The following is a 24,657-nucleotide window of genomic DNA, read 5'->3' on the forward strand; positions in this document are numbered from 1 at the left end:
TCAGCCTACCGCCCACACCAGAACCTGCATGCCCAGCCAGGCGAACACGCCGGCCAGGATATCGTCGAGCATGATGCCGACACCGCCGTGCACATGGCGATCGATCCAGCGAATCGGCCATGGCTTGAGGATGTCGAAGAAGCGGAACATCAGGAACCCCGCCAGAATCCACTGCCACCCTTGCGGCACAAGCCAGAGGGTGATCCACATGCCGACCATTTCATCCCAGACAATGCCTTCATGGTCGTGCACGCGCAAGTCATTGGCGACTTTACCGCACAGCCAGAAGCCGAACAGCATGGTGATGCCCAGCAGCAGCCAGTAACCCCAATCGGGCAGCATCTGCCACAGCGGGATGAACGGAATGGCCACCATCGAGCCCCAGGTGCCGGGTGCCTTGGGCAGCGTGCCCGAACCGAAGCCGAAAGCGATGAAGTGCCACGGGTTGCGCCAGACCGATGGCGGAACGAACTCCGCAGGCACCTGGTTGGGGTGGTCGGTCACGGTGTCTCCCTAAAGTGTTGATAGCCCCGCTGTACGGGAGTGATGTCCTGGCCTTGGGGGTCACGCAGGGTCACGCCCTGCCCTTGGAGCACTCGGCCGACGACATGTACGCCGGCGTCCGCCAGGGATGAAAGCGCCTCAGGCGGCAGGGTGAACGCCAATACGTAATCGTCGCCACCGGTGAGCGCCGCCTGCACCGCCGCGTCGCGGCCGAGAAAGGCCTCTAGTGCAGGAGACACTGGCACCTGCGCCAGGTTCACCTCAAGGGCGACGCCGGAGGCCTTGGCGATGTGCCCACAATCGGCAAGCAGGCCATCGGAAATGTCCAGCGCCGCCGTCGCCCGCCCGCGCAAGCGCCGGCCCAGGCCGAGTTGAGGCAGCGGCGACCAGTAGTGGGCCAGCAGGGGCTCGGCCTGCTCGGCAGGCGCTTCCCGCTCGCCCAGCACCAACGGTAACGCACCGGCTGCCTTGCCCAGCACGCCCCCCACACACAGCAGGTCACCCGGCCGGGCACCGCTGCGGCGCAGAGCCTGGCCAGCCGGGACGCTGCCCAAAACAGTGACGGTGATGCTCAAGGGGCCGCGGGTGGTGTCGCCACCAATCAGGCTCATGCGGCAACGCTGGGCCATGCGGCTGAGGCCGTCGGCGAAGGCGGCGAGCCAGTCGGGACCGACATCGGGCAGGGTGAGGGCAAGGGTGAAGCCGATGGCATTGGCGCCCATGGCTGCAAGGTCGCTGGCCGCCACGGCCAGTGAGCGCTGCCCCAGCAAGCGCGGGTCACAGACCGTCGGGAAGTGCACCCCGGCAACCAGGGTGTCGGTAGACACCGCCAACTGCTCGCCCGGGGCAAGCTCGAGCAAGGCGCAGTCGTCGCCAATGCCCAGCGCCACGCCCTCCCCGCCCTGCGCACAGGGCGCGGCGGCGAAGTAATGGTTGATCAGCTCGAACTCACCCATGGCTCGACAGCGCCAGGATCAGCGCTTGTTCGCCTTGACTTCTGCTTCGCGCAGCGAAGGTGCCAGCTTGTCCAGCACGCCGTTGACGAACTTGTGGCCGTCAGTGGCGCCGAAGACCTTGGCCAGCTCTACGCCTTCGTTGATCACAACGCGATACGGTACATCGACACGCTTGATGAACTCCCAGGTGGACAGGCGCAATACGGCCAGTTCGACCGGGTCGAGCTCTTCCAGGGCGATGTCCATGCACGGTTTCAGCGCGCTGTCGATTTCGCTCTTGATGGCCGGAACCCCATGCAGGATTTCGCGGAAATAGGCGCCATCTACATCGGTAAAATCGTTATCGACCCGGAACTGCGCTTCGATCTCGTTCAGCGAATGCTGAGCCATGTGCCATTGGTACAGTGCCTGGGTCGCGAGCTTGCGGGCTTCGCGGCGCTTGGCGCTCTTCGATGGCTTGCCGGCATCCGCAGGTTTTGGATCGCGCGGGTTGAAACGATCGCTTTCGTCGCTAATCACTTGGCCTCCAACTGCGCCAGCAGGCTGACCATTTCCAGAGCGGACAGGGCAGCTTCAGCACCTTTGTTACCGGCCTTGGTGCCGGAACGCTCGATGGCTTGCTCGATGGAGTCGACGGTCAGGACACCGAAGGCCACCGGCACACCGAACTCCATGGACACCTGGGCCAGGCCCTTGGTGCATTCGCCCGCCACGTATTCGAAGTGCGGGGTACCGCCACGGATCACTGCGCCCAGGGCGACGATCGCGTCGTATTCACCTTGCTGGGCGACTTTCTGAGCCACCAGCGGGATTTCGAACGCGCCCGGGGCACGGATGATGGTGATGTCGCTTTCGCTGACACCGTGGCGTACCAGGGCATCAACGGCACCGCTCACCAGGCTTTCTACGACGAAGCTGTTGAAGCGGCCAACCACCAAAGCATAGCGACCTTTGGGGGCAATGAAGGTACCTTCGATGGTCTTCAGGGTCATTCCGATGTTCTCATCTTCAAGAGCGAGGCCGCGCTCTGGCGGCCTCGGGAGGGTTTGGACTCGAGCGTGAGGGCGCAAGCGCCGCCTCAAGTCACTCGGAGGGCACGTATTCTACAACTTCCAGATCGAATCCGGATATCGCATTGAATTTCATCGGCGAACTCATCAGGCGCATCTTGCGCACGCCAAGGTCACGCAGGATCTGCGAACCGGCACCCACAGTGCTGTAGGTGGTCGGTGCCTTGGTCGGTGCATCGCCTGCGCTTTCGCGGATATGTGCCAGCAGCACATCGCCATCCAGTGGGTGGCCCAGCAACAGCACCACGCCGCTGCCGGCCTCGGCAACCGCGGCCATGGCGGCGCGAAGGCTCCAGCGGCCAGGCTGCTTGACCAGCAGCAGGTCGCGCAGCGGGTCCATGTTGTGCACACGCACCAGGGTCGGTTCTTCGGCGCAGACCTTGCCCAGGGTCAGGGCCATGTGCACATCGCCTTCCACGGCGTCGCGGTAGGTGACCAGGTTGAACTCACCCAGCTCACTCTCGATCGGCTGCTCGGAAACGCGCTGCACGGTGCGTTCGTGGATCATGCGGTAGTGGATCAGGTCGGCGATGGTGCCGATTTTCAGGCCATGCTCGGCGGCGAACACTTCGAGCTCGGCGCGACGCGACATGGTGCCGTCATCGTTCATCACTTCACAGATCACGCCGCTCGGCTCGAAACCGGCCATGCGCGCCAGGTCGCAGGCGGCCTCAGTGTGGCCGGCGCGTGCCAGGGTACCGCCGGGCTGGGCCATCAGCGGGAAGATGTGGCCCGGGCTTACGATGTCTTCGGCCTTGGCATCCTTGGCGGCTGCGGCCTGCACGGTGCGTGCGCGGTCGGCCGCCGAGATGCCGGTGGTAACACCTTCGGCCGCTTCGATCGACACAGTGAACTTGGTACCGAAGCCCGAACCGTTGCGCGGCGCCATCAGCGGCAGCTTGAGGGTTTCGCAACGTTCGCGGGTCATCGGCATGCAGATCAACCCACGGGCGTGCTTGGCCATGAAGTTGATGTGCTCAGGCAGGCAGCACTCGGCCGCCATGATGATGTCGCCTTCGTTTTCACGGTCTTCGTCATCCATGAGGATGACCATTTTGCCCTGGCGGATGTCTTCGACCAGTTCTTCGATGCTGTTGAGCGCCACGCGGCACCCCCTTCTCAATCAGGATTTCAAGAAGCCGTTGGCGGCCAGGAAGCTTTCGGTAATGCCACTGCCCTTGCTCGGTTCGCCAGCCTTGTCGCCCAGCAGCAGGCGCTCCAGGTAACGGGCCAGCAAATCGACCTCAAGGTTGACCCGACGCCCTGCGCGGTAGTCGGCCATGATGGTTTCGGACAGGGTGTGCGGGACAATGGTCAGCTCGAACTCGGCGCCATTGACCTCATTGACCGTCAGGCTGGTGCCGTCGACGGTGATCGAACCCTTGTGGGCAATGTACTTGGCCAGCTCCTTGGGTGCACGCACGCGGAACTGGATGGCGCGAGCGCTATCGCTGCGCGAGATGATTTCGCCGACACCGTCGACGTGGCCGCTGACCAGGTGGCCGCCCAAGCGGGTGGTCGGGGTCAGGGCCTTTTCCAGGTTGACCTTGCTGCCGCTCTTGAGGTCGATGAAAGCGGTGCGCTTGAGGGTCTCGACGCTGACGTCGGCCCAGAAGCCATCGCCCGGCAGTTCGACGGCGGTCAGGCACACGCCGTTGACGGCGATGCTGTCGCCGAGCTTGACGTCACCCAGGTCGAGCTTGCCGGTCTCGACGTAGACGCGCACGTCACCGCCCTTGGGGGTCAGGCTGCGGATGGTGCCGATGGATTCGATGATGCCGGTGAACATGGGGACTTCCTCAAAAACGGGTTGCGCAGGGCAAGCCCGGCATTATACGCCGGGCGCCGGCAGAGGGATGGCCGTGACCCGCCAGTCATCGCCCACTGCACGCATTTCGGTAATTTTCAGCCGTGGCGCTTCGCTCATCTTCGACAGCGGCCAGTCCAGCAACGGACGGGCCTGGGAGCCAAGGAAGGTGCCGGCGACAAACAGCTGGTACTCGTCGATCAGGCCCAATTGTGCAAAAGCGCCGACCAGGCCAGCGCCGGCTTCCAGCAGGATGTCGTTGACGCCACGCGCTGCAAGTGCCTGCATCAAGGCGAGCAGATCGACCTGGCCATTGCTGCCCGGCAGGCTGAGCAGCTCGTGGCCAGCCTGGGCGTACCGCGGGTCGTTCCCCCTGGCGGTTACCACCAGGGCCGGGCCAGCCTGAAAGAACGGCGCGTCCAGTGGCAGGCGCAGGCGGCCATCGATCAGCACGCGCAAGGGGGGGCGGCTCAGCGCCAGCGCGGTGGTGTCGGGGTCCAGGCCCAGCTCGGCGCCGCGCACGGTCATCCGTGCGTTGTCGGCCAATACGCTGGCGGCGCTGGTCAGTACCACGCTGGCACGGGCACGCAGGCGCTGCACTGCAGAGCGGGCGGCAGGGCCGGTGATCCATTGGCTTTCACCGCTGGCCATGGCGGTGCGGCCATCCAGGCTCATGGCCAGCTTGGCCCGCACGAACGGCAAGCCGTGCTCCATGCGCTTCAGGAAACCGGGGTTCAGGCCACGGGCCTGGGCTTCGAGCACGCCGCTGGCGACTTCGATGCCCGCTTCGGCCAGGCGGCGCAGGCCCTGCCCGGCGACCTGCGGGTTGGGGTCCTGCATGGCTGCCACCACCCGCGCCACACCAGCCTGTACCAGCGCTTCGGCGCACGGTGGGGTGCGGCCATGGTGGCTACAAGGCTCGAGCGTCACGTAGGCACAGGCGCCGCGGGCACGCTCACCGGCCTGGCGCAGGGCATGCACTTCGGCATGTGGTTCACCGGCGCGCACATGCCAGCCCTCACCCACCACTTCGCCGTCACGGACGATCACACAACCCACGCGCGGGTTGGGGTGAGTGGTGTAGATGCCCTTGCGGGCAAGCTCCAGGGCACGGGCCATGTAATGGGCGTCGAGGATCGCGGTCTGGCTCGGCATGCTCACTCTTTAGCCGGCTCGCGGGCCAGGCGGTCGATTTCTTCGCGGAATTCATCGAGGTCCTGGAAGCGGCGGTACACCGAAGCGAAACGGATGTAGGCCACTTCATCGAGCTTGCGCAGCTCGGCCATCACCAGCTCACCCACCACCAGCGACTTGACCTCGCGCTCACCCGTAGCGCGCAGCCGGCTCTTGATATGTGCCAGGGCCGCCTCGAGGCGTTCGACGCTGACCGGGCGCTTCTCCAGCGCGCGCTGCATGCCGGCACGCAGCTTTTCTTCGTCGAAAGGCTGGCGCGTGCCGTCCTGCTTGATCAGCCGGGGCAAGACCAGCTCGGCGGTTTCGAAGGTGGTGAAACGCTCGCCGCAGGCCACGCATTCGCGACGGCGGCGCACTTGTTCGCCCTCGGCGACCAGGCGCGAGTCGATGACCTTGGTGTCGTTGGCACCGCAAAAGGGACAGTGCATGGTGGCAGGCAACAAAAAAAGGGAGGGCCATGGTAGCGCATCCCACTGGCAAGACAAGCCAAAGGGGTTAACATCCAAGGTAAATCTGCCCCTGAAGGACTACCCCATGCATTATCGAGCGCTCGTCGTGCTGGGCTGCGCCGCCCTGCTCGCCGCCTGTGGCAGCGATCGGCCGAAGACCGAGCCAGCCCCGGCACCTGCGCCCGCCAAGGTGGCGAAAAAGGCCGAACCACTGGGCCCGCTGCCCGCCTATCAACGCGAACTGAGCGGTACCTTGCTGGAAATCCCCCGCGGTGCCGACGTGGAGCTGGCCTTGCTGGTCATCGACGAGCGCGACCGGCCGCAACAGCTTCTGGCCAGCAGCACCCTGACCGGGACCGGCCAGGCGCTGCCCTACCGCCTGCGCTTCAACCCGGAGGTCTTTCCGGCCGGGGCTCGGGTCGAACTGCGTGGCCGCGCCAGCCAGTCGGGCCAACTGATCATGCACCTGCCGCCCGTGCGCATCACCCAGGCCCAGACTCAGGCCACTGGCCCGCTGCGTTTCAAGAAGGCGCCTTAGGTGGCGCCGCTTGCCTTGCAACAGGCCCTCAGCGGCCTGATCGGCGAAGCGCGGCTGGTCGTCAGTGAACTGCCTGGGTGCGCGCTCAAACTCTGGTTGATCGACGATCAGAACATGGACCGCGCCTTCAGCATTGAAGAAACCCGGCGTATTCTCGACGACCCACCGTACTGGAGCTTTTGCTGGGCCAGCGGCCTGGCCATGGCCCGCTACCTAGCCGAGCACCCTGAATGGGTGGCCGGCAAGCGCGTGCTGGACTTTGGCGCCGGCTCCGGTATCGCCGGCATTGCTGCAGCGCGCGCCGGGGCATTGGAAGTGGTGGCCTGCGATCTCGACCCGCTGGCACTCGATGCCAGCCGCGCCAATGCCGAGCTGAACGGGGTCGAGCTCAGTTACAGCAATGACTTCTTCGCCGAAGACGACCGTTTCGACCTGATTCTGGTTGCCGATGTGCTGTACGACCGCGCCAATCTGCCGCTGCTCGATGCCTTCCTCGGCCGCGGTCGCCAGGCGCTGGTGGCAGACTCCCGAGTACGCGATTTCAGCCACCCGCTTTACCAGCAGTTGGGCGTGCTTGAAGCACTGACCCTGCCGGACCTGGCCGAGCCGCACGAATTCCGCCGGGTCAGCCTGTACCACGCCAGCCGCGAGCCTTTATAGTGGTGCCATTCACGGATTTGCGAGAGTCACGATGAGCCAGGAAACACCGTTTATCTTCGATGCCACCGATGCCAACTTCCAGCAACTGGTGATCGAAAACTCCTTCCACAAGCCGGTCCTCGTGGACTTCTGGGCAGAGTGGTGCGCGCCCTGCAAGGCGCTGATGCCACTGCTGGCGAAAATCACCGAGGGTTATCAGGGCGAGCTGCTGCTGGCCAAGATCAACTGCGACGTTGAGCAGCAAGTCGTTGCCCAGTTCGGCATTCGTAGCCTGCCCACGGTTGTGCTGTTCAAGGATGGCCAGCCGGTCGACGGCTTTGCCGGCGCGCAGCCGGAGTCGGCGATCCGCGCCATGCTCGAGCCGCATGTGCAGATGCCTGCCGCACCGGCCGCCTCGCCCTTGGAGCAAGCCAAAGGCTTGTTCGCCGAGAGCCGTTTCGCCGAGGCTGAGGCGTTGCTGCAGGCCCTGCTGGGTGAAGACAACAGCAATGCCGAGGCCCTGATCCTGTATGCCCGCTGCCTGGCCGAGCGCGGTGAGCTGGGCGAAGCGCAGATCGTGCTGGACGCGGTCAAGACCGATGAGCACAAGGCCGCCCTGGCCGGTGCCAAAGCGCAGCTGACCTTCCTGCGCCAGGCTGCCAGCCTGCCGGAAGTCGCCGACCTGAAAAGCCGCCTGGCGCAGAACCCGCAGGATGATGAGGCGGCTTACCAGCTGTGCATCCAGCAACTGGCGCGCCAGCAGTATGAAGCGGCGCTGGATGGGCTGCTGAAACTGTTCCAGCGTAACCGCGCCTATGAAAACGGCTTGCCGCAGAAGGCGATGCTGCAAGTGTTCGACCTGCTCGGTGGCGACCATCCGCTGGTGGCTGTTTACCGCCGCAGGCTGTCTTCGGCCATGTTCTGATTCGCCCAACAGGCGAGGGCCATGCCCTCGCTCGTGGGGCAACACAGGCCTACAGCTTTACCCGATCCAGTGATACACCGGCGCATCCGCGCCACTTTCCACCTTCACCTCACTGCTGTGTCGCAACCGCACCAGCAGCCGCTTGCCCGCCGCCGTACTACCCGCCAGCCCTTCCAACCGGTCCAGCAATTCTGGCCCGTTCATCTGCCCCGCCTGACGCAGCACCTCCCGCGCAGCCGTCCACTGCCCGTCATCCTGGCGCGGCGCTGCCGCTATAGCCTGCGATACCGTTGCGGCCGCCACAGGCATTTCAAGCTGCCGCCCCAACTGCGCCCACTCTTCGGGCTCCAGCTCAATGCTCAGGTCCACCGGCCAGTCACCAATCTGTCCACGAATTCTCACGATGCATTCCTTCAAGCGCGTTCAATACCCTCATGCTACAACAACATGAAACCTGCACCACGCAGGCTGGCGGGACAGAGAAAAGTTGTTATAACATTACCAAATCATTCCCCGTCTGCTTCTGGAGTCGTCCATGCGTCGCCTGCTGCTCGCCCTGCCCTTCGCACTGCTGCCACTGGCCGTGGCTCATGGCCACGAAGGCCATGACCATGACCATGATCACGCCCACGGCACGCTCGGGGCGCATGAGCACGGTGTGGCCAAGCTCAATGTGGTGCTCGACGGCAACACCCTTGAGCTGGAGCTGGACAGCCCGGCAATGAACCTGGTCGGCTTTGAACACAGCGCCAGCAGTGATGCCGACAAAGCCAAGGTCGCCGCCGTGCGCCAGCAGCTCGAGCAACCTCTGAAGCTGTTTGGCCTGGCAGCGGCTGCTGGCTGCCAGGAAGATGCTCAGGAGCTGGAGAGCCCACTGTTCGGTGATACGGCAAAAGATGACGACGGTGATGAACATGAGCATGGCCACCAGCACAGCGACATCAGTGCGCACTATCAGCTCAAATGCTCCACCCCGGAAAAACTCTCTCAGCTCGACCTCACACCGCTGTTCAAGACCTTCCCCGCCACGCAGAAAATCAATGTGCAGTTGATCGGCCCGAACGGCCAGAAAGGCCTGGAAACCTCGCCTGCCAAGGCCGTGGTCGCGTTCTGAATGAGCCTGCCGTTGATCGCCCTGCAAGACCTGGTGTTCGCCTGGCCAGGGCAGCCGCCATTGCTGGATATCCCCGCGTTTCGCCTGGAAGCAGGCGAGGCCCTGTTCCTCAAGGGCCCCAGCGGCAGTGGCAAGACCACCTTGCTGGGCCTGCTGGGCGGGGTGAACGTGCCAGCCCAGGGCCGTATCCAGTTGCTCGGCCAGGATCTCGGCAGCCTTGGCCAGGGCGCCCGCGACCGCTTTCGGGTCGATCACACCGGTTATATCTTCCAGCAGTTCAACCTGCTGCCGTTCCTCTCGGTACGGGAAAACGTCGAACTGCCCTGCCGCTTTTCGCACAGCCGGGCCGACCGCGCCCGCCAACGCCACGGCAGTGTCGACCAAGCTGCCCGCGAGCTGCTTGCCCATCTGGGCCTGAACGACCCGGCACTGCTTGCCCGCCGCGCCGACAGCCTGTCGATCGGCCAGCAACAAAGGGTGGCCGCTGCCCGAGCATTGATCGGCCAACCCGAGCTGGTCATTGCCGACGAACCGACCTCGGCACTGGATGCCGACACCCGCGAGGCGTTCATCCGCCTGCTGTTCGATGAATGTCGCGCCGCCGGCTCCAGCCTGTTGTTCGTCAGCCATGACCAGAGCCTGGCACCGCTGTTCGACCGTCATCTGTCACTGGCCGAACTCAACCGCGCAGCCACGCCCCGGGAGGCCTGATGTACCTGCTTCGCCTTGCCCTGGCCAGCCTGGCCAATCGCCGTTTCACGGCGTTTCTCACCGCCTTCGCCATCGCCCTGTCGGTGTGCCTGCTGCTGGCCGTGGAACGTGTGCGCACCGAAGCACGCGCCAGTTTCGCCAGCACCATCAGCGGCACCGACCTGATCGTCGGCGCCCGCTCGGGTTCGGTAAACCTGCTGCTGTATTCGGTGTTCCGCATCGGCAACGCCACCAACAATATCCGTTGGGACAGTTACCAGCATTACGCCCAGGACCCACGGGTGAAGTGGGCGATTCCCATCTCGCTCGGCGACTCGCACCGCGGCTACCGGGTAATGGGCACCACCGGTGAATACTTCAGCCATTACCAGTACGGTCGCCGGCAGCACCTGGAGCTGAGCCAAGGCCGTGAGTTCGCCAGCGACCCGTTCGAGGTGGTGCTGGGGGCCGAGGTGGCCGAGGCGCTGCACTACAGGCTTGGCGACAAGCTGGTGCTTGCCCATGGCGTGGCGGCAATCAGCCTGGTCAAGCACGACGACAAGCCGTTCACCGTGGTCGGCGTGCTCAAACGCACCGGCACACCTGTCGACCGCACGCTGCACATCAGCCTGGCGGGCATGGAGGCGATCCATATCGACTGGCATAACGGCGTGCCTGCCCGTGGTGCCGGGCGCATCAGCGCCGAACAGGCTCGCGCCATGGACCTTCAGCCCGCCGCGATCACCGCGTTCATGCTGGGCCTGAACAGCAAGATCGCCACCTTCAGCCTGCAGCGCGAGATCAATGAATACCGCAGCGAGCCGCTGCTGGCGATCTTGCCCGGGGTAGCGCTGCAGGAGTTGTGGAGCCTGATGGGTACGGCCGAACAGGCGTTGTTCGTGGTCTCGCTGTTCGTCGTGTTGACCGGTTTGATCGGCATGCTCACGGCCATTCTCACCAGCCTCAACGAACGTCGCCGGGAAATGGCAATTCTGCGCTCGGTGGGGGCCCGGCCTTGGCACATTGCCGGGTTGCTGGTGCTTGAAGCGCTGGCACTGGCAAGTGCCGGTATCGTTGCCGGGCTTGGCCTGCTGTATGCCGGCATCGCCCTCGCCCAAGGCTACGTTCAGGCCAACTACGGCCTGTACCTGCCGCTGGCCTGGCCCAGCACGCACGAGTGGACGCTGCTTGCTATCATCCTCGGCGCAGCGCTGCTGATGGGCAGCGTGCCGGCCTGGCGCGCTTACCGGCAGTCGCTGGCCGATGGGTTGTCGATTCACCTCTGAGAAAACGCCATGTTCCGCGCGCTGTTTTTATCCCTGCTGATGCTCGCCGCCCCCACCTGGGCGGCCGAACCCCGCGAACTCGACTGGCCTGCACTGATCCCGGAAGGCGCGCCGATCATCCCGCCGCAACTCGCCCCGCTACACGACATGTCGCAACTGAGCAGCGCGCTGTCCGCTGAATCAGCCCCAGCGGCGCGCCAGCAAGCGCCCGATGCGCCGGTGGTCAAGGACCTGGACGGCCAGCAAATCAAACTTCCCGGCTATATCGTGCCACTGGAAGTCAGCGAAGAAGGTCGCACTACCGAGTTCCTGTTAGTGCCCTACTACGGCGCCTGTATCCATGTACCGCCACCGCCCTCCAACCAGATCGTGCATATTTTCAGCGAAATGGGCGTACGCGTCGAAGACCTGTACCAGCCCTACTGGATTGAAGGAAAGCTGCACGTCAGAGCCTCCAGCAGCGAACTGGCCGACGCCGGCTACCAGATGGAAGCCGAGAAAATATACGTTTATGAGCTGAAGTGAGAACTGTTTCTAATTCGTGAACGCAGTTCTTTGAGCTGGGTCAAACATTCGGTTTAGACGGCTCCGTACCATTGGACAACTTGATTACTCACGTCCTTTCGGAGCTTCCATGAACAAGTCCTTGCTCGGCGCCTCACTTGTGGCCCTTGCGCTCGCCGCCCCTGCCGCCCACGCCTACCAGGCGGGAGACATGATCCTGCGCGCAGGCGCGATCACCACCGCCCCGAACGAAAGCAGCGGCGACCTGAAGTTCGACGGCAACAAGGTGTCGGGCACCAAGGCGACCCTGGACAGCGACACCCAACTGGGCCTGACTTTCGCCTACATGCTCACCGACCACGTCGGCCTTGAACTGCTGGCGGCCACGCCGTTCCAGCACACCGTGGGCGTGAAGGGCCTGGGTGGCGGCCTGGACGGCAAGCTGGCCGACATCAAGCAACTGCCACCGACCCTGTCGCTGCAGTACTACCCGATGGCACCGAACTCGCGCTTCCAGCCGTACGCGGGCATCGGCATCAACTACACCCTGTTCTTCGACGAAGACCTGAGCAGCGCGCGCAAGCAACAAGGCTTCAGCAACCTCAAGCTGCAGGACTCGGTCGGTATCGCCGGGCAGTTGGGGATGGACTACATGCTCACCGACAACCTGTTGGTCAACGCTTCGGTCTGGTACGTCGATATCGACACCAAGGCCACCGTCGACGGCCCGAGCGCGCTGGGCTACAGCAAGACCAAGGTCAACGTGGAAGTCGACCCGTGGGTCTACATGGTCGGCCTTGGCTACAAGTTCTGACCACTGCGATGCAGGGCGGCCAAGGCCTGATGCCAGTCAGTTAGTCTCATTAGGGCTGCTACGCAGCCCATCGCCGGCAAGCCAGCTCCCACAAGGTGCGGAGTACATCAATCAGCGTGGGAGCCGGCTTGCCGGCGATGGGCCGCAAAGCGGCCTAAGTCAGGCCTTGCCGAGCAAGTGCGCCAGCCCTTCGACCATCGAAGTCGGCTGCGGAAAATCGAATCGTGCCAGCAAACGCTGGTTATCCGCCCGCGAGTGGCGAATGTCACCCGAACGAGCCTCGCCATAACTGACAGGCGGCAAGCTGCCGACCACGGTTTCCAGCGCCTTGAGCAACTGGTTCAGCGAAGTCGCTTGGTTCAGGCCGATATTCACCGCGCCCTCTTCCACCTGCGGCTGCTCGAGCGCCTGCACCATCACCTGCACCAGGTCGCCCACATACAGGAAATCCCGAGTTTGCTCGCCGTCGCCGAACACCGTGATCGGCAACCCTTGGGTGGCCCGCTCACTGAAAATGCTGATCACCCCGGAGTACGGGGACGAAGGGTCCTGGCGCGGCCCGAAGATGTTGAAGAAGCGGAACACCACCGGCTCCAGCCCATGCTGGCGGCGGTAGAAGTCCAGGTATTGCTCGCTGGCCAGCTTGTCCACCGCATAGGGGGTCAGCGGTGCCTTGGGCGTCTCCTCGGCAATCGACTGGCCTTCGCCGTTATTGCCGTACACCGCCGCGCTGGAGGCGAACAGCACCCGGCGCACACCCTGCAGGCGCATGGCCTCACAGACATTGAGGGTGCCGATGAAATTGCTCTGGTGGGTCTTTACCGGGTCTTCGACCGAAGCCTGCACCGAAGCCACCGCGGCCAAATGAACCACAGCGCTGCAACCTGCCGCGGCGCGCTGCACCAATGCGGCATCGGCAACATCACCCTCGACCAGCTCAAGGCGCGGGTTGCCCAGTTGCAGGTTGTCGCGCTTGCCAGTGGAAAGGTCGTCCAGCACACGCACCGCGTAGCCTTTAGCCAGCAACGCATCGCACAGGTGGGAGCCAATGAAGCCGGCGCCGCCGGTGATCAGGATGGGGGCGTCAGCCATGGCGGTAGAAACGGTCCAGTAGAGGCGGCAGGCCGGCGCGCCAGGCACGCGGCTTGATGCCGAAGGTATGAAGGATTTTCTTGCAGGCCAGCACCGCGTTCTGCGGCTCTTCACTGGCATCCGGGCGGGCGGCATGCGCCTGCGCGGTCGGTGCCTGCACGGCCAGCTGGCGATGCTGCCCGGCCTCGGTGAGGATCGCCTGGCCCAGCGCCAGCGGCGTGGTCGCCTCGTTACCGGCGTAGTGGTAAGTGCCCCACAGCGGCGCGGTGCAATCGAGCTGCTTGAGCACCGACAGGATCACCCGCGCGGCATCGTCGACCGGCGTCGGGTTGCCGCGGCGGTCATCGGCCAGCAACAGCTCCTGCGGTTGCTCGGCGCGGGTCAGGAAGCGGCCCAGGGCACCGTCGATGCTCTCGTCCAGCAACCAGCCGAAGCGCAGCAGCACATGCTGCGGGCAGGCCGCACGCACGCTCTGTTCGATGCGCCACAAGGCCTGGCCACGCAGGCCCAACGGCACGGGCTCATCTTTTTCGCTATAGGCCGTGGCACGCGAACCATCGAACACCCGGTAGCTGGAAGGCTGCACCAGGGTGATCTGGTGATGCTGGCACAGCTCCGCCAAGCGCTCCACCGCCCGCTCCTGCTGAGCCAGGCGCGGCTCGCTGACCGACTCGGCCTGGAACCAGTCGAAGTAGTAAGCCAGGTTGACCAGCGCATCGGGGCGATGATCGTCAAGCAGCTGGGTCAGGCTTGCTGGCGTCCAGCCGTCTTCCGGCGGGCGCGGCGCCAGAAATGCGATGTCCTCCTCGGCCCCGAGACGAATCAGCGCTTGCCCGAGGGCATTGCCACCACCCAACAGCATCAGGCGCATACGCATAGAGTCAGCAGATCCGAACAGGTTGATGAGGGAAAGGGTTCATTTTGCGGTTTCCAGACGGGGAAGTCCAACCCTGAGGCTGACAGCACTACCTACCTAAGACGATTCCTACCAGACCCATGGACATCCCCCACAGCTCGCAAGACCTCGACCTTACATCAGCGGTAAAAAATATCTGGCTAAATAGTCGGCGCCCTAACAATAAGTTTTACCTTTCCCTACATACAAGGAGAACAACAATGCCAGGGGTAAACGCTAAAGCCAGACCCGAGATCCTCCATCTCACATTCAGTAAACTTCAAGCCAGCATACTTGATCACGGCTCCAGACAAACTGCCGCCATCGGCGGCCCAGATGCCGCAGGCGCTGCTGCACTATCTGCCTGCCAGGCACAAATATTGAAAAGCTCACTGGACGATGTACAACTCGAATCGCTTGAAATATTTGCCTCCGGAAAAGCGGCAGCACTTGAATTCGCGGCAATGGAAGCCCCCCATGCCGACCCTGTACCAAAGTGCCTGGCAGACATTGAAACTCTGAAAACCGACCCCGCAATCCTCTATATGGCATCACGAAACCAGATTCTTTTGAACCTTGTCGACTACCGCTCATTCGCTTTCGATATCGACAATGGCGGCATGCAAGTACGGATTGTTGGTAATTTCAAAGGCGGTGGAGAACGATCGCTGCCGAATGAATTTAGCCACCATCACGCGGAACTGAGTTCCCATGCAGGCGTTCAGCTAGGTCCGCACACTGAACCTCCCTATACCTGCTCGGTTCAGTGCGAAGGTGAGCATTCCCCAGCCCCAAGCGCATTGATCCTGAGTGCAAGATGGAATCCATTACGGGAACCGACGCAAGTGATACCCGTACGCAATGCAATTTCAAAACTCAACGCCCTTGAGGGGCTGGCGTTATCTTCCAAGTCATTTTGCTTTACCCGCAGCGACTGCTTCGTTAACGATGAGCATCAGGGGATGAACGCAAGTTCAATACTTCAGTTCGATTCTAGAGGTGATTTTACCCTCCGCTATAATAGCTATAGACACTCATTGCACCATGAAGCCAGCCATTCAACACGACAGGCTTATCAAACATTGCAAGCCTTACTAGAAAACGAGCAACCCTACGACTTTCTACCAAGCCCTGACTCCGCAATATTGATTAATAACAGCCAGGCACTTCACGCTCGCGACATCGTCAAGGACAACCGAAGACTACTGGTTCGTCTATTCGGGTACTCACCTGATGCACGGCCGGTGACATTACAACAAGATCCACTGATCGTACGCGGCTAAGGCGGGGTAGAGAAAAATGGAGACTGAAGTTTCAATACTCTTGACGCTGGCCGCTGTCGCATTGCTCGCCGGCTTCTTTGATGCGATAGCAGGAGGCGGAGGATTACTTACGTTGCCGGCCTTTTTCATTGCAGGTGTCGATCCGTTGGCTGCAATGGCTACCAACAAATTTCAGGCGTCTTCAGCCAGTGTTTCAGCAGTGTGGGCGTTCGCCCGCAAGCGAATGATCCAGTGGCGAACGGGCGGGCCGATGGCCGCTTTGTCGTTCGCGGGTGGCGTTACGGGTGCATTGTCGATCAGCATGCTCGACAAAGCCCTCCTGGAATCAATTGCCCCCATCTTGCTAATTACAGTAGCCCTCTATTTTGCGTTCAGCCCCAAGCTTGGTACCAAGGATCGCAGGCAGAGGATGTCGTATCTGGGCTTCACGCTGGTAGTTGCTCCAGCCATTGGGTTCTACGACGGTATCTTTGGACCAGGCACGGGTTCATTTTTCATGGTCGCCTTCACCTTACTCTTGGGGCAGCATCTTATGCAGGCGATCTGCAGCAGCAAACTGCTCAATGCATCCTGCAACCTCGGCGCCCTTTCGGTCTTTGCCTTTAGCGGCGCAATCATCTGGCCTTTAGCCCTGGCAATGGCACTTTGCGCCATTGTTGGCGCACAACTTGGCGCACGTTGTGCTATCTACTTCGGGCCACGGCTGATCAAGCCATTGCTAATCACTGTTTGCTGCCTGATGTCGTTGAAGCTGTTACTCAATGAGGGACATCCGGCTGGGGAGTGGTTGCGACAGCTTTGACGCGTTGTTGGCTGGCCATTTACCTATCAGATGGTCACCCGCAGCGATACCCATACAGACGCTCAATCTATTCGATTTCGAACAAGCCGTTACTGAGTGGCCCCACACTCAGCCGCTCACGCACGTCGTCATCGATTCGCGGATCGTCCGGCTGATACAGCTTCACCTGCCGGTAGGCGTTGATGCGGTTGATCTCCTCACCCAGGTACTCCCACACCACCCGTGTGCAGGCCGGGTTGCGCCGGTCGCCGCTGGAAACACCGGTCTTCAGGCCATTCAAGCGGGTGATGCGGCTCTTGAAGCTGGGGATGAGGATGGTCTGGCTCATCTCGTTCAGGGTCAGCGACTCGTAGTCGATGAGAAACATCCGGTCCTGCAACTGGAACGCCGCGCCCAGGTAGCGGCAACGCACCTCGGCATGCAGGTCGGTGGCGGTGGAGCGCTCCTGACGCTCCTGGCGTTCGAACAGGAAGCGGCCGCGCTCCTCGCGCAGGTGCACCAGTGACACCAGGATCGTGCCAGGTACCGACATGCAGTTGGAGTACTCGAAGTAATAGCCGCAGTAGCGCGACAGGTTGCCGGCGTGCTCGTGCAACGGGCGGAACAGCTCGCTGATCGGGTCGCTGGGCTGATCGGCCACGGCCGATACCCGGGCGCCGATCAGGCGGGCGAACTGCTCGGGAGGCAAGTTCAGCTCGTAGTCCTCGACACCGAAGAAATCACCGATGCGCTTGAGGTTGAACGCCGTCGGGCGGCTCTGCCCGCTCAGGTACTTGTTGAACTGCGCACGGTTGATCGACAGCTGGCGGCAAACTTCGGAGATAGAGCGGTAGTGGCTGCAGGCCAATTTGAGGTTGGTAGCGAAATGATCGCTCATGTTCTGAATCCAGGGTGACGCGAATGGCGCAAGTGTAGCATCAAGTCGCATCAATTCAGAGCAACCCGCGAAATTGTAACCACTCTTGTCATGGCCAACCATGCGCCCCAACGATAGCGGTGCGCCTGCCGTCCGCTGGTCTTTTCACGCGAAGAATAAGAATCGAGGTCATTTTCCAATGCTCGAAGCACTCAACGATTTCCTTTCGGGGAAGCTTCTCATCGTGCTGATCGTCGGTCTCGGCGGTTACTTCACCATCCGCTCGCGGTTCGTACAGTTCCGCCATTTCGCCCACATGTTCAGTGTGTTCAAGGAATCGCTGCGTGGCCAGGCAGGCCAGCTGAGCTCCTTCCAGGCCCTGATGCTGAGCCTGGCCGGCCGCGTTGGCGCCGGTAACATCGCCGGTGTCGGCATCGCCGTGACCCTGGGTGGCCCGGGGGCCGTGTTCTGGATGTGGGTCACCGCACTGGTGGGCATGGCCAGCAGCTTCTTCGAATGTACCCTGGCCCAGGTGTACAAGCGCGCCGATGGCGATGGCCTGTACCGTGGTGGCCCGGCCTACTACATCCTGCACGGCCTGAAGCTCAGGAGCATGGCCATCGTGTTCTCGATCCTGCTGCTGGTCACCTACGGCTTCGCCTTCATGGGCCTGCAGTCGTACACCGTGACACATTCGCTGCAGAACGCCTTCGGCTTCGACCCAAGCCACACCGGTATCGCCCTGGCGGTACTGCTGGCTATCGTGTTCCTGGGTGGCATCAAGCGTATCGCCGCAGTCTCCGACCTGCTGGTACCGGTCAAGACCCTGGCCTACATCGGCGTGACCCTGTACGTGATCGGCACCCAGATCGAACACGTACCGGCAATGCTGGAAACCATCTTCAAAAGCGCCTTCGGCCTGGACCCTGCATTCGCCGGCCTGCTCGGCAGCGCCATCGTCATGGGCGTGAAACGCGGCGTGTTCGCCAACGAAGCAGGCTTGGGCAGTGCGCCCAACGTCGCTGCCGTGGCTGCCGTGAAGCACCCGGGCGCGCAAGGCGTGGTCCAGGCTTTCAGCGTGTTCCTCGACACCTTCCTGATCTGCACCTGCACCGCCCTGCTGATCCTGCTGTCTGGCTTCTATACCCCGGGTTTCGAAGGTGACGGTATTGTCCTGACGCAGAACTCGCTGGCCGCCGTGGTCGGTGACTGGGGCCGCCTGTTCGTCAGCGTCGCGCTGTCGCTGTTCGTCTTCACCTGCATCCTCTACAACTACTACCTGGGCGAGAACAGCCTGCAGTTCCTCAGCCGCAACCGCCTGGTACTGCTGGTGTTCCGTGGCCTGGTACTGGCGCTGGTGGTCTGGGGTTCGGTACAGGACCTGACCACCGTGTTCGCCTTCGCCGACATCACCATGACCTGCCTGGCCTTCGTCAACCTGGTCGCCTTGGCCTTGCTGTTCAAGGTCGGCCTGCGTGTGATGCGCGATTACGACGACCAGCGCAAAGCCGGCATCAAGCAGCCCGTGTTCGACTCGAGCAAGTTCGCCGACCTGGACCTGGACCGCAACGCCTGGCCGGCCAATCCGCAGGCCGAAACAGCCGTTGACAAAGCCGTCGGCGAAGTTCAGCCGCAGCGCTGATATCCTCGCCTGCCCAGCCGCCCCGTTCGCGGGCGGCTGCCTACTCTCCGCTCACCGCTACGGATGCTTTCCATGCGTGCAGTCACGAATCTTCTCGTCCTCTACACCGGCGGCACCATCGGCATGCTCGAAACCGCCGAAGGCCTGGCGCCGGCCGGTGGTTTCGATGCGCGGATGCGCGAACACTTCGCCCAACTGGGCGATGCACCCCAGGTGCAGTGGACGCTGCAGGAAATGAACCCGCTGCTCGACAGTGCCAACATGCAGCAGCACAACTGGCTGGCAATGCGCGATGCCATCGTCCGTGCAGTGGACAATGACGGCCACGATGGCGTGCTGGTGCTGCATGGCACCGACACCCTCGCCCACAGCGCTGCGGCGTTGTCGTTCCTGCTGCTGGGCCTGCCGGTGCCAGTTCTGCTGACCGGGTCAATGTTGCCGGCCGGTGCACCGGGCAGTGATGCCTGGGACAACCTGTGCGGTGCCCTGCGCCAGTTCGAGCAAGGCCTTGAGGCTGGCGTGCAGCTGTACTTCCATGGCCAGCTGTTGCAGGGCTGCCGCGCCTCGAAGCTTCGCAGCGAAGCGTTCGACGCCTTCGCCGCGTTGCCGCGTCATCGTGAAGGCGAGCGGGCGAACGACGTACCTGCCACCTTGGGTTATCGCCAGCAGCGCCAACCGGTGAACATTGCCGTGATGCCGGTATTCCCCGGTTTGCAGGCCGAACACCTGCGTGCGGTGCTCGACACCGGGGTGCAAGGGCTACTGCTTGAATGTTACGGCAGCGGCACCGGGCCGTCGGATGACCAAGCCTTGCTCGACGTGCTGCGCTCGGCGCGCCAGCGTGGGGTGATGCTGGTTGCCATCAGCCAGTGCCCCGAGGGTTCGGTGGTGTTCGATACCTATGCGGCGGGCAACCGCCTGCGCGGTGCCGGGCTGGTCAGTGGCGGTGGCATGACCCGTGAGGCTGCGCTGGGCAAGATGTTTGCGCTGCTGGGCGCGGGGCTGGATGCAGATGCTGCAGAGCAGTGGTTTGCGCTGGACCTGTGCGGCGAGCGCGCTTGAACAGGAAATTGGCGGAAGGCAGCGGGAGTCGAACCTGCCCGGGAACGGCTGCCGTCCCCAACCGGGTTTGAAGCCCGGCCGCGCCACCGGGCGCGATTGCCTTCCTTGAACTCAGTGCCTGGCCTGCTGTTGGGCCAGGGCGCTGTCGGCGCGGATGTGACGCTGATCGGCAACCCTGCGGGTCAGGCCGATACGGTCGAAGTATTCCAGAATCTGCACACTGCGCTTGCGACCGATGCCCAACATATCGCGAAATGCGGCCACCTGCACTATCGGTGTTTCATTCGCTTGCCCAAGCAGCAGCTCTGCCATGCGCTGTAGCGTCGCCTCGGGGTAGAACAGGTCACGTACCACCTGATGCACTACGCCGAGCCTGGCCAACTTTCGCAACAACAGGCGCACATCCGCCTCGGCACATTTCTCTTCGCTGGCCAGCGTCCGCACCCAAGGCGGGTCGAAGCGCCCTTCCAGCAACCTTGGCTGCAGCCGCGACCATAGCGCACTGTCGGCGTCGCTCAACTGCACCGTGTGACCAGGCAGATGCAACCACGGCCCGCTGCTGGCAATAGTGCCTTCGCCGAGCATCTCCTCGAGCAGGCTGACGAATGCGGGACGCTCGACAGGCAGGGCGGCGAAGCGGCGCAGGCGGTCACGGTCCGGGCCAAGCTGGTCGGGTTCCTGCTCATGGAACAACGCCAGTTGTTCGCGCACCTGGTGTTTGAGCGCCTGCCACTGGGCTTTAGCGAACAACAACTGGCCTTGCCTGGTTGCGACCACCAGCACGTCAGCTGGCAACTGCCAGCCCTCACGCAAGCGGTTGAACTGGCGTTCCAGCCGCTGCGGGTCGAGCCCGCCTGGTGCGTTGTCGAGCAACGCCATCAAGGCCTGCTCCAGGCCCTCGGCATCACGCAGCACGTTCAACTGGCGCAAGCGCGCCTCGCTGCGCCGCTGCCGGCTCGGTGCGAACGGGTCCAGCACCGTACCGCCGCCAAGGGTGCGTTGGGCACGCTGGTCACGCAGCACCAGGCGGTCGCCATGCACGGCTTGCAGCGGCGCATTGAGCAACAATTGGGCGAACATGCGCTGGCCTGCAAGCAGGCGCTCACCTTCGAGCAGGGCGACCCGTGCGGTGACGTCCTGGGTCCCCAGATGTACATGCACGGCACTGAAATGTTCGAAAGGACGGGACTCGCCGGCGAGCAGCTGCAGTTCGATATCGACCCGTGTGCTGGGCGCGTGCAGCCATTGCGATACCAGCCAATCGCCACGGCGCACCTGCTCCACCGCGAGGCGCTCGGCAGCAATGTTCAGCGCTACACGCTGCCCCGCTTCAGCCACCAGCGCCGCCTGGTTCTGCGCATGCAGGCCACGTACCCGCACCGCTTTACCGGCCTTGCCCAGCAACAACGTATCACCCGCACTGACACGCCCGGCCAGCGCCGTACCCGTGACCACCAAGCCAGCCCCGGTGACCGCGAAGGCGCGGTCGATAGCCAACCGAAAGCCGCCAGGCACGCTGCGCTGCTTCAAACCCTCGCCCGCCGCCAGCAACGCATGACGCAGCGCCTCGACCCCCGCGCCGGTGACACTCGACAGCGGGAACTGCGCCGCCCCGGCATAAGGCCCGGGCGCCAGCAACTGCGCAATCTGCACCTGCACTTGGGCCACGCGCGCCGGCGCGACCCGGTCGCACTTGCTGATTGCCACCAGCGCCTGGGGAATGCCCAGCAACTCGATGATCGCCAGGTGCTCACGGGTCTGCGGCATGACGCCGTCATCAGCAGCCACCACCAGCAACACCAGATCGATACCCTGGGCGCCGGCAAGCATGTTGTGGATGAAACGCTCGTGGCCGGGCACATCGATGAAGCCCGTCAGTGGCGCGCCTTCAGCCAAGGCGGCATAGCGATAGCCCAGGTCGATGGTCATGCCACGCTCGCGTTCTTCCTGGCGATGGTCGCCGGCCTGCCCGGTCAGGGCCTGGAGCAATGCGGTCTTGCCGTGGTCAATGTGGCCGGCGGTACCAACGATCACTGCACCGGCCCCAGTTGCAGGGCCGGTAGCTGCGCCAGCCATTGGGCTTCATCGTCCAGCTGGCGCAGGTCGAGCCACAGCGCGTCATCGTCGATACGGCCGAGCACGGGCACCGCCAGATCGCGCAAGGCGCGCTCCAGCACATGCAGGCTGCGCCCGCGCAGTTTCTTCGACACCTGTGGGCGCAGGCACAGCGCGGCGCTGGGCAGGCGCGCAACCGGCTGGCTGCCGCTGCCGATCATGCCGAGCGCCGGCTCGACGCTGACGGCCCATTGCCCCCCGAGGCGAGCCTTGAGCTCGGGTGCCAGGCGCTCGGCCTGGGCGTGGATCTCAGCCTGGCTGCGGGTCAACAGGCGCAGGCTGGGCAAGCGCTCGGCCAGCTTGTCCGGGTTGCGGTACAGCGCCAGCACGGCTTCGAGGGCGGCGAGGGTGATCTTGTCGACGCGCAGTGCACGTTTCAGCGGGTTCTTCTTGATCCTCGCGATCAAATCCTTGCGACCGACAATGATCCCCGCCTGCGGGCCGCCAAGCAGCTTGTCACCGCTGAAGGTCACGATATCCGCACCATCGGCCAGGGCCTGGCGCACGGTCGGCTCGGCGGGCAGGCCCCAGCGGGTCAGGTCGAGCAGGCTGCCGCTGCCCAGGTCTTCCAGCAGCGGCAGTTCATGCTGATGGGCGATTCGCGCAAGCTCCGCGGTCGGCACCTGGGTGGTGAAGCCCTGGATGCTGTAGTTGCTGCAATGCACCCGCATCAACAAGCCGGTACGCGGGCCGATGGCAGCTTCATAGTCGCGGGCATGGGTGCGGTTGGTGGTGCCGACCTCGTGCAGGCGTACACCGGCACGGGCCATGATGTCGGGAATGCGAAAGGCGCCGCCGATCTCGATCAGCTCACCGCGGGAAATGATGCCCTCCTTGCGCGCGCCCAGGCTGTTGAGCGCAAGCAGCACGGCGGCAGCATTGTTGTTGACCACGGTGACCGCTTCGGCGCCGGTCAGCTCGCGGATCAGCCCTTCGATCAGATCGTCTCGGTCGCCACGCTTGCCGGTGGCAAGGTCGAACTCCAGGTTGAGCGGATAGCGGGCGGCGGTCTGCATGGCTTCAACGGCTTCCTCCGGCAACAGGGCACGACCGAGGTTGGTGTGCAGTACCGTGCCGGTGAGGTTGAAGACGCGGCGTACCTGGCTGCGCTGCTGGGCGGCCAGGCGCTCGCCGCTGCGGCCCAGGAGGATTTCAGCGCCCAGTTCGGCAGCGCCGAATTGGCCGTTGCGAACAGGTTCGCGCAGGTCGCCGAGCAGCTGGCGCAGGGTGGCGAGCACGGCGTCGCGGCCATGACGCTCGATCAGCGGGAGGCAGGCCGGGTGGCGTAGCAGGGTGTCGATGGAAGGGAGCCGTGGTGTATTGCTGGCAAGGCTTGAAGACATCAGGTACTACCTTATCCATTGTCTGTTCGGGCCTCATCGCCGGCAAGCCGGCTCCTACAGGGCTGCATCGCTCTGGGGAGCGGTGAAATAGCTGTGGGAGCCGGCTTGCCGGCGATGGGGGCAACTCAATTGTGCAGTGTAGACACTCACCCACCACCCGGCGCCAGCATCAGGTTGGGTGCCAGCCGATGAAAGCCCTCCTCGCCCAACCGGATATCCAGCGCCAGGCTGGCCAGGTCATCGGCCAACGGCTCGGCAGCAGCGTCGTTCTCAAGGTAATTCTGTTTCAGGTAGGTATTGCACCCCGGGCAGCACTCCGCCCGCAGCGGCGCCTTGCCCGGCGCATGGCGGTCATCCTCCAGGCTGGTGTAGCACAAGCCCTTGCTCGATTCGCAATACACGCACTTGACCCGCACCACATGCCATTCGCAGGCACACAAGGAGCACGCCAGGTAACGCAGGCCGTTGTGCTTGCCACGGTTACGCACCACCCCCGCCATGGCCGGCGAACCACAGGCCGGGCACTGGGCCTGGCTGCCCGACGGCTTGAGTTCAACTGCCGGCAGCGCCAGCAACCAGCTGGACCAGGCCGCCTGCAGCGCGGCCCCCAGAAACGGCACCAGTGCTGCGGGCACAGCGTCGTACTGCCCGGCCAGCAATGCGCTCCCCCAGCCTTTGCGCTGGCTGTCATCACTGCCACGCAGCGCCAGCAGTGCTGCCGCCAAAGGGCCATTGGCCTCGCCGTCGAAATGATCGATCAGCGCCTGCAACCACGCCAGCCACGGCCCCTCGCGCACCAGGCCGTCGGCCGCAAGGGGTGGCAAACCATGACTTATGCACAGGCGCTGTCGGTCATCGGCCACTGGCAAACCACCAGGCGGGTTATCCACAAGCTGCTGCTGAATGCGACACAGCCGGGCGATCAGGCGCAGGTAGTCGCCAAGGGCATGCCCTGCAGCGAGCTGTTCGAGGCGCATGGCGCGCAGTTCGAACAGGTTGGCGGGCGGCAGGTGAAGAAACGGCGGCATCACCGCCGACGCTTCGATCTGCCCCGGTTCGAGTATCGTGCTCAAGCGT

27 protein-coding genes and 1 tRNA gene are annotated in these 24,657 nt (G+C 63.6%); 12 read left to right on the top strand and 16 right to left on the bottom strand.

Translation table 11 applies throughout. The features are described 5' to 3' along the window. The 8 genes from NGJ21_RS09535 to nrdR all read right to left on the bottom strand — a co-directional run bounded on the left by NGJ21_RS09535 (position 1) and on the right by nrdR (position 5,959). Positions 1-504, bottom strand: a complete 504-nt coding sequence (locus NGJ21_RS09535) for a phosphatidylglycerophosphatase A family protein (RefSeq protein WP_046785099.1) — start codon at positions 502-504, stop codon at positions 1-3. After that, positions 501-1,460: a thiamine-phosphate kinase gene (gene thiL, locus NGJ21_RS09540; protein ID WP_046785098.1), complete on the bottom strand. Its 960-nt coding sequence runs from the start codon at positions 1,458-1,460 to the stop codon at positions 501-503. The genes NGJ21_RS09535 and thiL overlap by 4 nt, the downstream gene beginning before the upstream one ends. Positions 1,461-1,478: 18 nt before the next feature. Continuing rightward, complete coding sequence (gene nusB / locus NGJ21_RS09545) at positions 1,479-1,979, bottom strand: transcription antitermination factor NusB (protein WP_012312511.1); 501 nt, start codon at positions 1,977-1,979, stop codon at positions 1,479-1,481. Next, entirely contained in the window at positions 1,976-2,452 is a 477-nt protein-coding gene (gene ribH / locus NGJ21_RS09550; protein WP_043210219.1) for a 6,7-dimethyl-8-ribityllumazine synthase, read from the bottom strand. The genes nusB and ribH overlap by 4 nt, the downstream gene beginning before the upstream one ends. 91 nt (positions 2,453-2,543) lie before the next feature. Beyond that, complete coding sequence (gene ribBA / locus NGJ21_RS09555; protein ID WP_012312509.1) at positions 2,544-3,635, bottom strand: bifunctional 3,4-dihydroxy-2-butanone-4-phosphate synthase/GTP cyclohydrolase II; 1,092 nt, start codon at positions 3,633-3,635, stop codon at positions 2,544-2,546. 18 nt (positions 3,636-3,653) lie between these two features. Continuing rightward, entirely contained in the window at positions 3,654-4,319 is a 666-nt protein-coding gene (locus tag NGJ21_RS09560; RefSeq protein ID WP_046785096.1) for a riboflavin synthase, read from the bottom strand. Positions 4,320-4,361: 42 nt separating this feature from the next. After that, the gene (gene ribD, locus NGJ21_RS09565; protein WP_115273467.1) at positions 4,362-5,492 is read right to left on the bottom strand and encodes a bifunctional diaminohydroxyphosphoribosylaminopyrimidine deaminase/5-amino-6-(5-phosphoribosylamino)uracil reductase RibD; all 1,131 of its coding nucleotides are present in this window, start codon (positions 5,490-5,492) and stop codon (positions 4,362-4,364) included. A gap of 2 nt (positions 5,493-5,494) precedes the next feature. Next, positions 5,495-5,959 carry a transcriptional regulator NrdR gene (gene nrdR, locus NGJ21_RS09570; RefSeq protein WP_008092351.1) on the bottom strand — a complete coding sequence of 155 codons (465 nt, stop codon included), beginning with the start codon at positions 5,957-5,959 and terminating at the stop codon, positions 5,495-5,497. 106 nt (positions 5,960-6,065) lie between these two features. Between nrdR and NGJ21_RS09575 the strand changes: the two genes are divergently transcribed. From NGJ21_RS09575 to trxA, 3 genes are read left to right on the top strand one after another with little or no spacing between them, the layout of a single operon-like run. After that, positions 6,066-6,518 carry a YbaY family lipoprotein gene (locus NGJ21_RS09575; RefSeq protein WP_012312506.1) on the top strand — a complete coding sequence of 151 codons (453 nt, stop codon included), beginning with the start codon at positions 6,066-6,068 and terminating at the stop codon, positions 6,516-6,518. After that, entirely contained in the window at positions 6,519-7,178 is a 660-nt protein-coding gene (locus NGJ21_RS09580) for a class I SAM-dependent methyltransferase (protein WP_251962057.1), read from the top strand. 31 nt (positions 7,179-7,209) lie between these two features. Next, the gene (gene trxA, locus NGJ21_RS09585; RefSeq protein WP_251962058.1) at positions 7,210-8,082 is read left to right on the top strand and encodes a thioredoxin; all 873 of its coding nucleotides are present in this window, start codon (positions 7,210-7,212) and stop codon (positions 8,080-8,082) included. Positions 8,083-8,139: 57 nt separating this feature from the next. Here trxA and NGJ21_RS09590 read toward each other — a convergent pair whose 3' ends face one another. Next, positions 8,140-8,484: a hypothetical protein gene (locus NGJ21_RS09590; RefSeq protein ID WP_251962059.1), complete on the bottom strand. Its 345-nt coding sequence runs from the start codon at positions 8,482-8,484 to the stop codon at positions 8,140-8,142. A gap of 133 nt (positions 8,485-8,617) precedes the next feature. On the opposite strand from NGJ21_RS09590, the gene NGJ21_RS09595 reads away from it, so the two are divergent. From NGJ21_RS09595 to NGJ21_RS09615, 5 genes are all read left to right on the top strand, one after another. Beyond that, positions 8,618-9,196: a DUF2796 domain-containing protein gene (locus tag NGJ21_RS09595; RefSeq protein WP_251962060.1), complete on the top strand. Its 579-nt coding sequence runs from the start codon at positions 8,618-8,620 to the stop codon at positions 9,194-9,196. Next, complete coding sequence (locus NGJ21_RS09600; protein ID WP_046785090.1) at positions 9,197-9,907, top strand: ABC transporter ATP-binding protein; 711 nt, start codon at positions 9,197-9,199, stop codon at positions 9,905-9,907. After that, the gene (locus NGJ21_RS09605) at positions 9,907-11,172 is read left to right on the top strand and encodes an ABC transporter permease (RefSeq protein WP_204919470.1); all 1,266 of its coding nucleotides are present in this window, start codon (positions 9,907-9,909) and stop codon (positions 11,170-11,172) included. The genes NGJ21_RS09600 and NGJ21_RS09605 overlap by 1 nt, the downstream gene beginning before the upstream one ends. Before the next feature lie 9 nt (positions 11,173-11,181). Further along, entirely contained in the window at positions 11,182-11,697 is a 516-nt protein-coding gene (locus NGJ21_RS09610; protein ID WP_046785088.1) for a DUF3299 domain-containing protein, read from the top strand. Between the two features lie 109 nt (positions 11,698-11,806). Then, positions 11,807-12,490, top strand: coding sequence for an OmpW/AlkL family protein (locus NGJ21_RS09615; RefSeq protein WP_012312498.1), 684 nt, complete (start codon positions 11,807-11,809; stop codon positions 12,488-12,490). 159 nt (positions 12,491-12,649) lie between these two features. Here NGJ21_RS09615 and pgnE read toward each other — a convergent pair whose 3' ends face one another. Continuing rightward, the gene (gene pgnE, locus NGJ21_RS09620; RefSeq protein ID WP_046785087.1) at positions 12,650-13,582 is read right to left on the bottom strand and encodes a UDP-N-acetylglucosamine epimerase PgnE; all 933 of its coding nucleotides are present in this window, start codon (positions 13,580-13,582) and stop codon (positions 12,650-12,652) included. Further along, positions 13,575-14,459, bottom strand: a complete 885-nt coding sequence (locus NGJ21_RS09625; protein WP_046785086.1) for a sugar nucleotide-binding protein — start codon at positions 14,457-14,459, stop codon at positions 13,575-13,577. The genes pgnE and NGJ21_RS09625 overlap by 8 nt, the downstream gene beginning before the upstream one ends. Positions 14,460-14,698: 239 nt before the next feature. On the opposite strand from NGJ21_RS09625, the gene NGJ21_RS09630 reads away from it, so the two are divergent. Beyond that, positions 14,699-15,760 (top strand): hypothetical protein, encoded by a 1,062-nt coding sequence (locus NGJ21_RS09630; protein WP_119688184.1) that lies wholly within the window; start codon positions 14,699-14,701, stop codon positions 15,758-15,760. A 16-nt stretch (positions 15,761-15,776) separates the two neighbouring features. Next, positions 15,777-16,562 carry a TSUP family transporter gene (locus tag NGJ21_RS09635; protein ID WP_115273461.1) on the top strand — a complete coding sequence of 262 codons (786 nt, stop codon included), beginning with the start codon at positions 15,777-15,779 and terminating at the stop codon, positions 16,560-16,562. Positions 16,563-16,629: 67 nt separating this feature from the next. On the opposite strand, the gene NGJ21_RS09640 is transcribed toward NGJ21_RS09635, so the two are convergent. Further along, positions 16,630-17,439 carry a helix-turn-helix domain-containing protein gene (locus NGJ21_RS09640; protein ID WP_012312493.1) on the bottom strand — a complete coding sequence of 270 codons (810 nt, stop codon included), beginning with the start codon at positions 17,437-17,439 and terminating at the stop codon, positions 16,630-16,632. A gap of 178 nt (positions 17,440-17,617) precedes the next feature. Between NGJ21_RS09640 and NGJ21_RS09645 the strand changes: the two genes are divergently transcribed. Continuing rightward, positions 17,618-19,060 carry an alanine/glycine:cation symporter family protein gene (locus NGJ21_RS09645; protein ID WP_115273460.1) on the top strand — a complete coding sequence of 481 codons (1,443 nt, stop codon included), beginning with the start codon at positions 17,618-17,620 and terminating at the stop codon, positions 19,058-19,060. A 72-nt stretch (positions 19,061-19,132) separates the two neighbouring features. Next, positions 19,133-20,122, top strand: coding sequence for an asparaginase (locus NGJ21_RS09650; RefSeq protein WP_115273459.1), 990 nt, complete (start codon positions 19,133-19,135; stop codon positions 20,120-20,122). Positions 20,123-20,131: 9 nt separating this feature from the next. On the opposite strand, the gene NGJ21_RS09655 is transcribed toward NGJ21_RS09650, so the two are convergent. The 4 genes from NGJ21_RS09655 to fdhE all read right to left on the bottom strand — a co-directional run bounded on the left by NGJ21_RS09655 (position 20,132) and on the right by fdhE (position 24,653). After that, positions 20,132-20,227, bottom strand: a tRNA-Sec gene (locus tag NGJ21_RS09655). A 6-nt stretch (positions 20,228-20,233) separates the two neighbouring features. After that, positions 20,234-22,156: a selenocysteine-specific translation elongation factor gene (gene selB / locus NGJ21_RS09660; RefSeq protein ID WP_115275466.1), complete on the bottom strand. Its 1,923-nt coding sequence runs from the start codon at positions 22,154-22,156 to the stop codon at positions 20,234-20,236. Further along, a complete protein-coding gene (gene selA, locus NGJ21_RS09665) occupies positions 22,153-23,580 on the bottom strand; it encodes an L-seryl-tRNA(Sec) selenium transferase (protein WP_251962061.1) in 1,428 nt (475 codons plus the stop codon). Before selA ends, selB begins: the two co-directional genes overlap by 4 nt. A gap of 146 nt (positions 23,581-23,726) precedes the next feature. Then, complete coding sequence (gene fdhE / locus NGJ21_RS09670) at positions 23,727-24,653, bottom strand: formate dehydrogenase accessory protein FdhE (protein WP_115273457.1); 927 nt, start codon at positions 24,651-24,653, stop codon at positions 23,727-23,729. Positions 24,654-24,657: the final 4 nt, after the last annotated feature.

The sequence above is a fragment of the Pseudomonas sp. Marseille-Q5299 genome, assembly GCF_943737035.1.
GTDB lineage: Bacteria > Pseudomonadota > Gammaproteobacteria > Pseudomonadales > Pseudomonadaceae > Aquipseudomonas > Aquipseudomonas putida_E.

What these genes read in the sequence shown, in the direction of transcription:
- thiL (WP_046785098.1), bottom strand. Translation starts at nt 1,460, where the DNA reads ATGGGTGAGTTCGAGCTGATCAACCATTACTTCGCCGCCGCGCCCTGT.
- ribH (WP_043210219.1), bottom strand. Translation starts at nt 2,452, where the DNA reads ATGACCCTGAAGACCATCGAAGGTACCTTCATTGCCCCCAAAGGTCGC.
- NGJ21_RS09560 (WP_046785096.1), bottom strand. Translation starts at nt 4,319, where the DNA reads ATGTTCACCGGCATCATCGAATCCATCGGCACCATCCGCAGCCTGACC.
- ribD (WP_115273467.1), bottom strand. Translation starts at nt 5,492, where the DNA reads ATGCCGAGCCAGACCGCGATCCTCGACGCCCATTACATGGCCCGTGCC.
- nrdR (WP_008092351.1), bottom strand. Translation starts at nt 5,959, where the DNA reads ATGCACTGTCCCTTTTGCGGTGCCAACGACACCAAGGTCATCGACTCG.
- NGJ21_RS09575 (WP_012312506.1), top strand. Translation starts at nt 6,066, where the DNA reads ATGCATTATCGAGCGCTCGTCGTGCTGGGCTGCGCCGCCCTGCTCGCC.
- trxA (WP_251962058.1), top strand. Translation starts at nt 7,210, where the DNA reads ATGAGCCAGGAAACACCGTTTATCTTCGATGCCACCGATGCCAACTTC.
- NGJ21_RS09595 (WP_251962060.1), top strand. Translation starts at nt 8,618, where the DNA reads ATGCGTCGCCTGCTGCTCGCCCTGCCCTTCGCACTGCTGCCACTGGCC.
- NGJ21_RS09600 (WP_046785090.1), top strand. Translation starts at nt 9,197, where the DNA reads ATGAGCCTGCCGTTGATCGCCCTGCAAGACCTGGTGTTCGCCTGGCCA.
- NGJ21_RS09605 (WP_204919470.1), top strand. Translation starts at nt 9,907, where the DNA reads ATGTACCTGCTTCGCCTTGCCCTGGCCAGCCTGGCCAATCGCCGTTTC.
- NGJ21_RS09610 (WP_046785088.1), top strand. Translation starts at nt 11,182, where the DNA reads ATGTTCCGCGCGCTGTTTTTATCCCTGCTGATGCTCGCCGCCCCCACC.
- NGJ21_RS09615 (WP_012312498.1), top strand. Translation starts at nt 11,807, where the DNA reads ATGAACAAGTCCTTGCTCGGCGCCTCACTTGTGGCCCTTGCGCTCGCC.
- pgnE (WP_046785087.1), bottom strand. Translation starts at nt 13,582, where the DNA reads ATGGCTGACGCCCCCATCCTGATCACCGGCGGCGCCGGCTTCATTGGC.
- NGJ21_RS09625 (WP_046785086.1), bottom strand. Translation starts at nt 14,459, where the DNA reads ATGCGTATGCGCCTGATGCTGTTGGGTGGTGGCAATGCCCTCGGGCAA.
- NGJ21_RS09630 (WP_119688184.1), top strand. Translation starts at nt 14,699, where the DNA reads ATGCCAGGGGTAAACGCTAAAGCCAGACCCGAGATCCTCCATCTCACA.
- NGJ21_RS09635 (WP_115273461.1), top strand. Translation starts at nt 15,777, where the DNA reads ATGGAGACTGAAGTTTCAATACTCTTGACGCTGGCCGCTGTCGCATTG.
- NGJ21_RS09640 (WP_012312493.1), bottom strand. Translation starts at nt 17,439, where the DNA reads ATGAGCGATCATTTCGCTACCAACCTCAAATTGGCCTGCAGCCACTAC.
- NGJ21_RS09645 (WP_115273460.1), top strand. Translation starts at nt 17,618, where the DNA reads ATGCTCGAAGCACTCAACGATTTCCTTTCGGGGAAGCTTCTCATCGTG.
- NGJ21_RS09650 (WP_115273459.1), top strand. Translation starts at nt 19,133, where the DNA reads ATGCGTGCAGTCACGAATCTTCTCGTCCTCTACACCGGCGGCACCATC.
- selA (WP_251962061.1), bottom strand. Translation starts at nt 23,580, where the DNA reads ATGTCTTCAAGCCTTGCCAGCAATACACCACGGCTCCCTTCCATCGAC.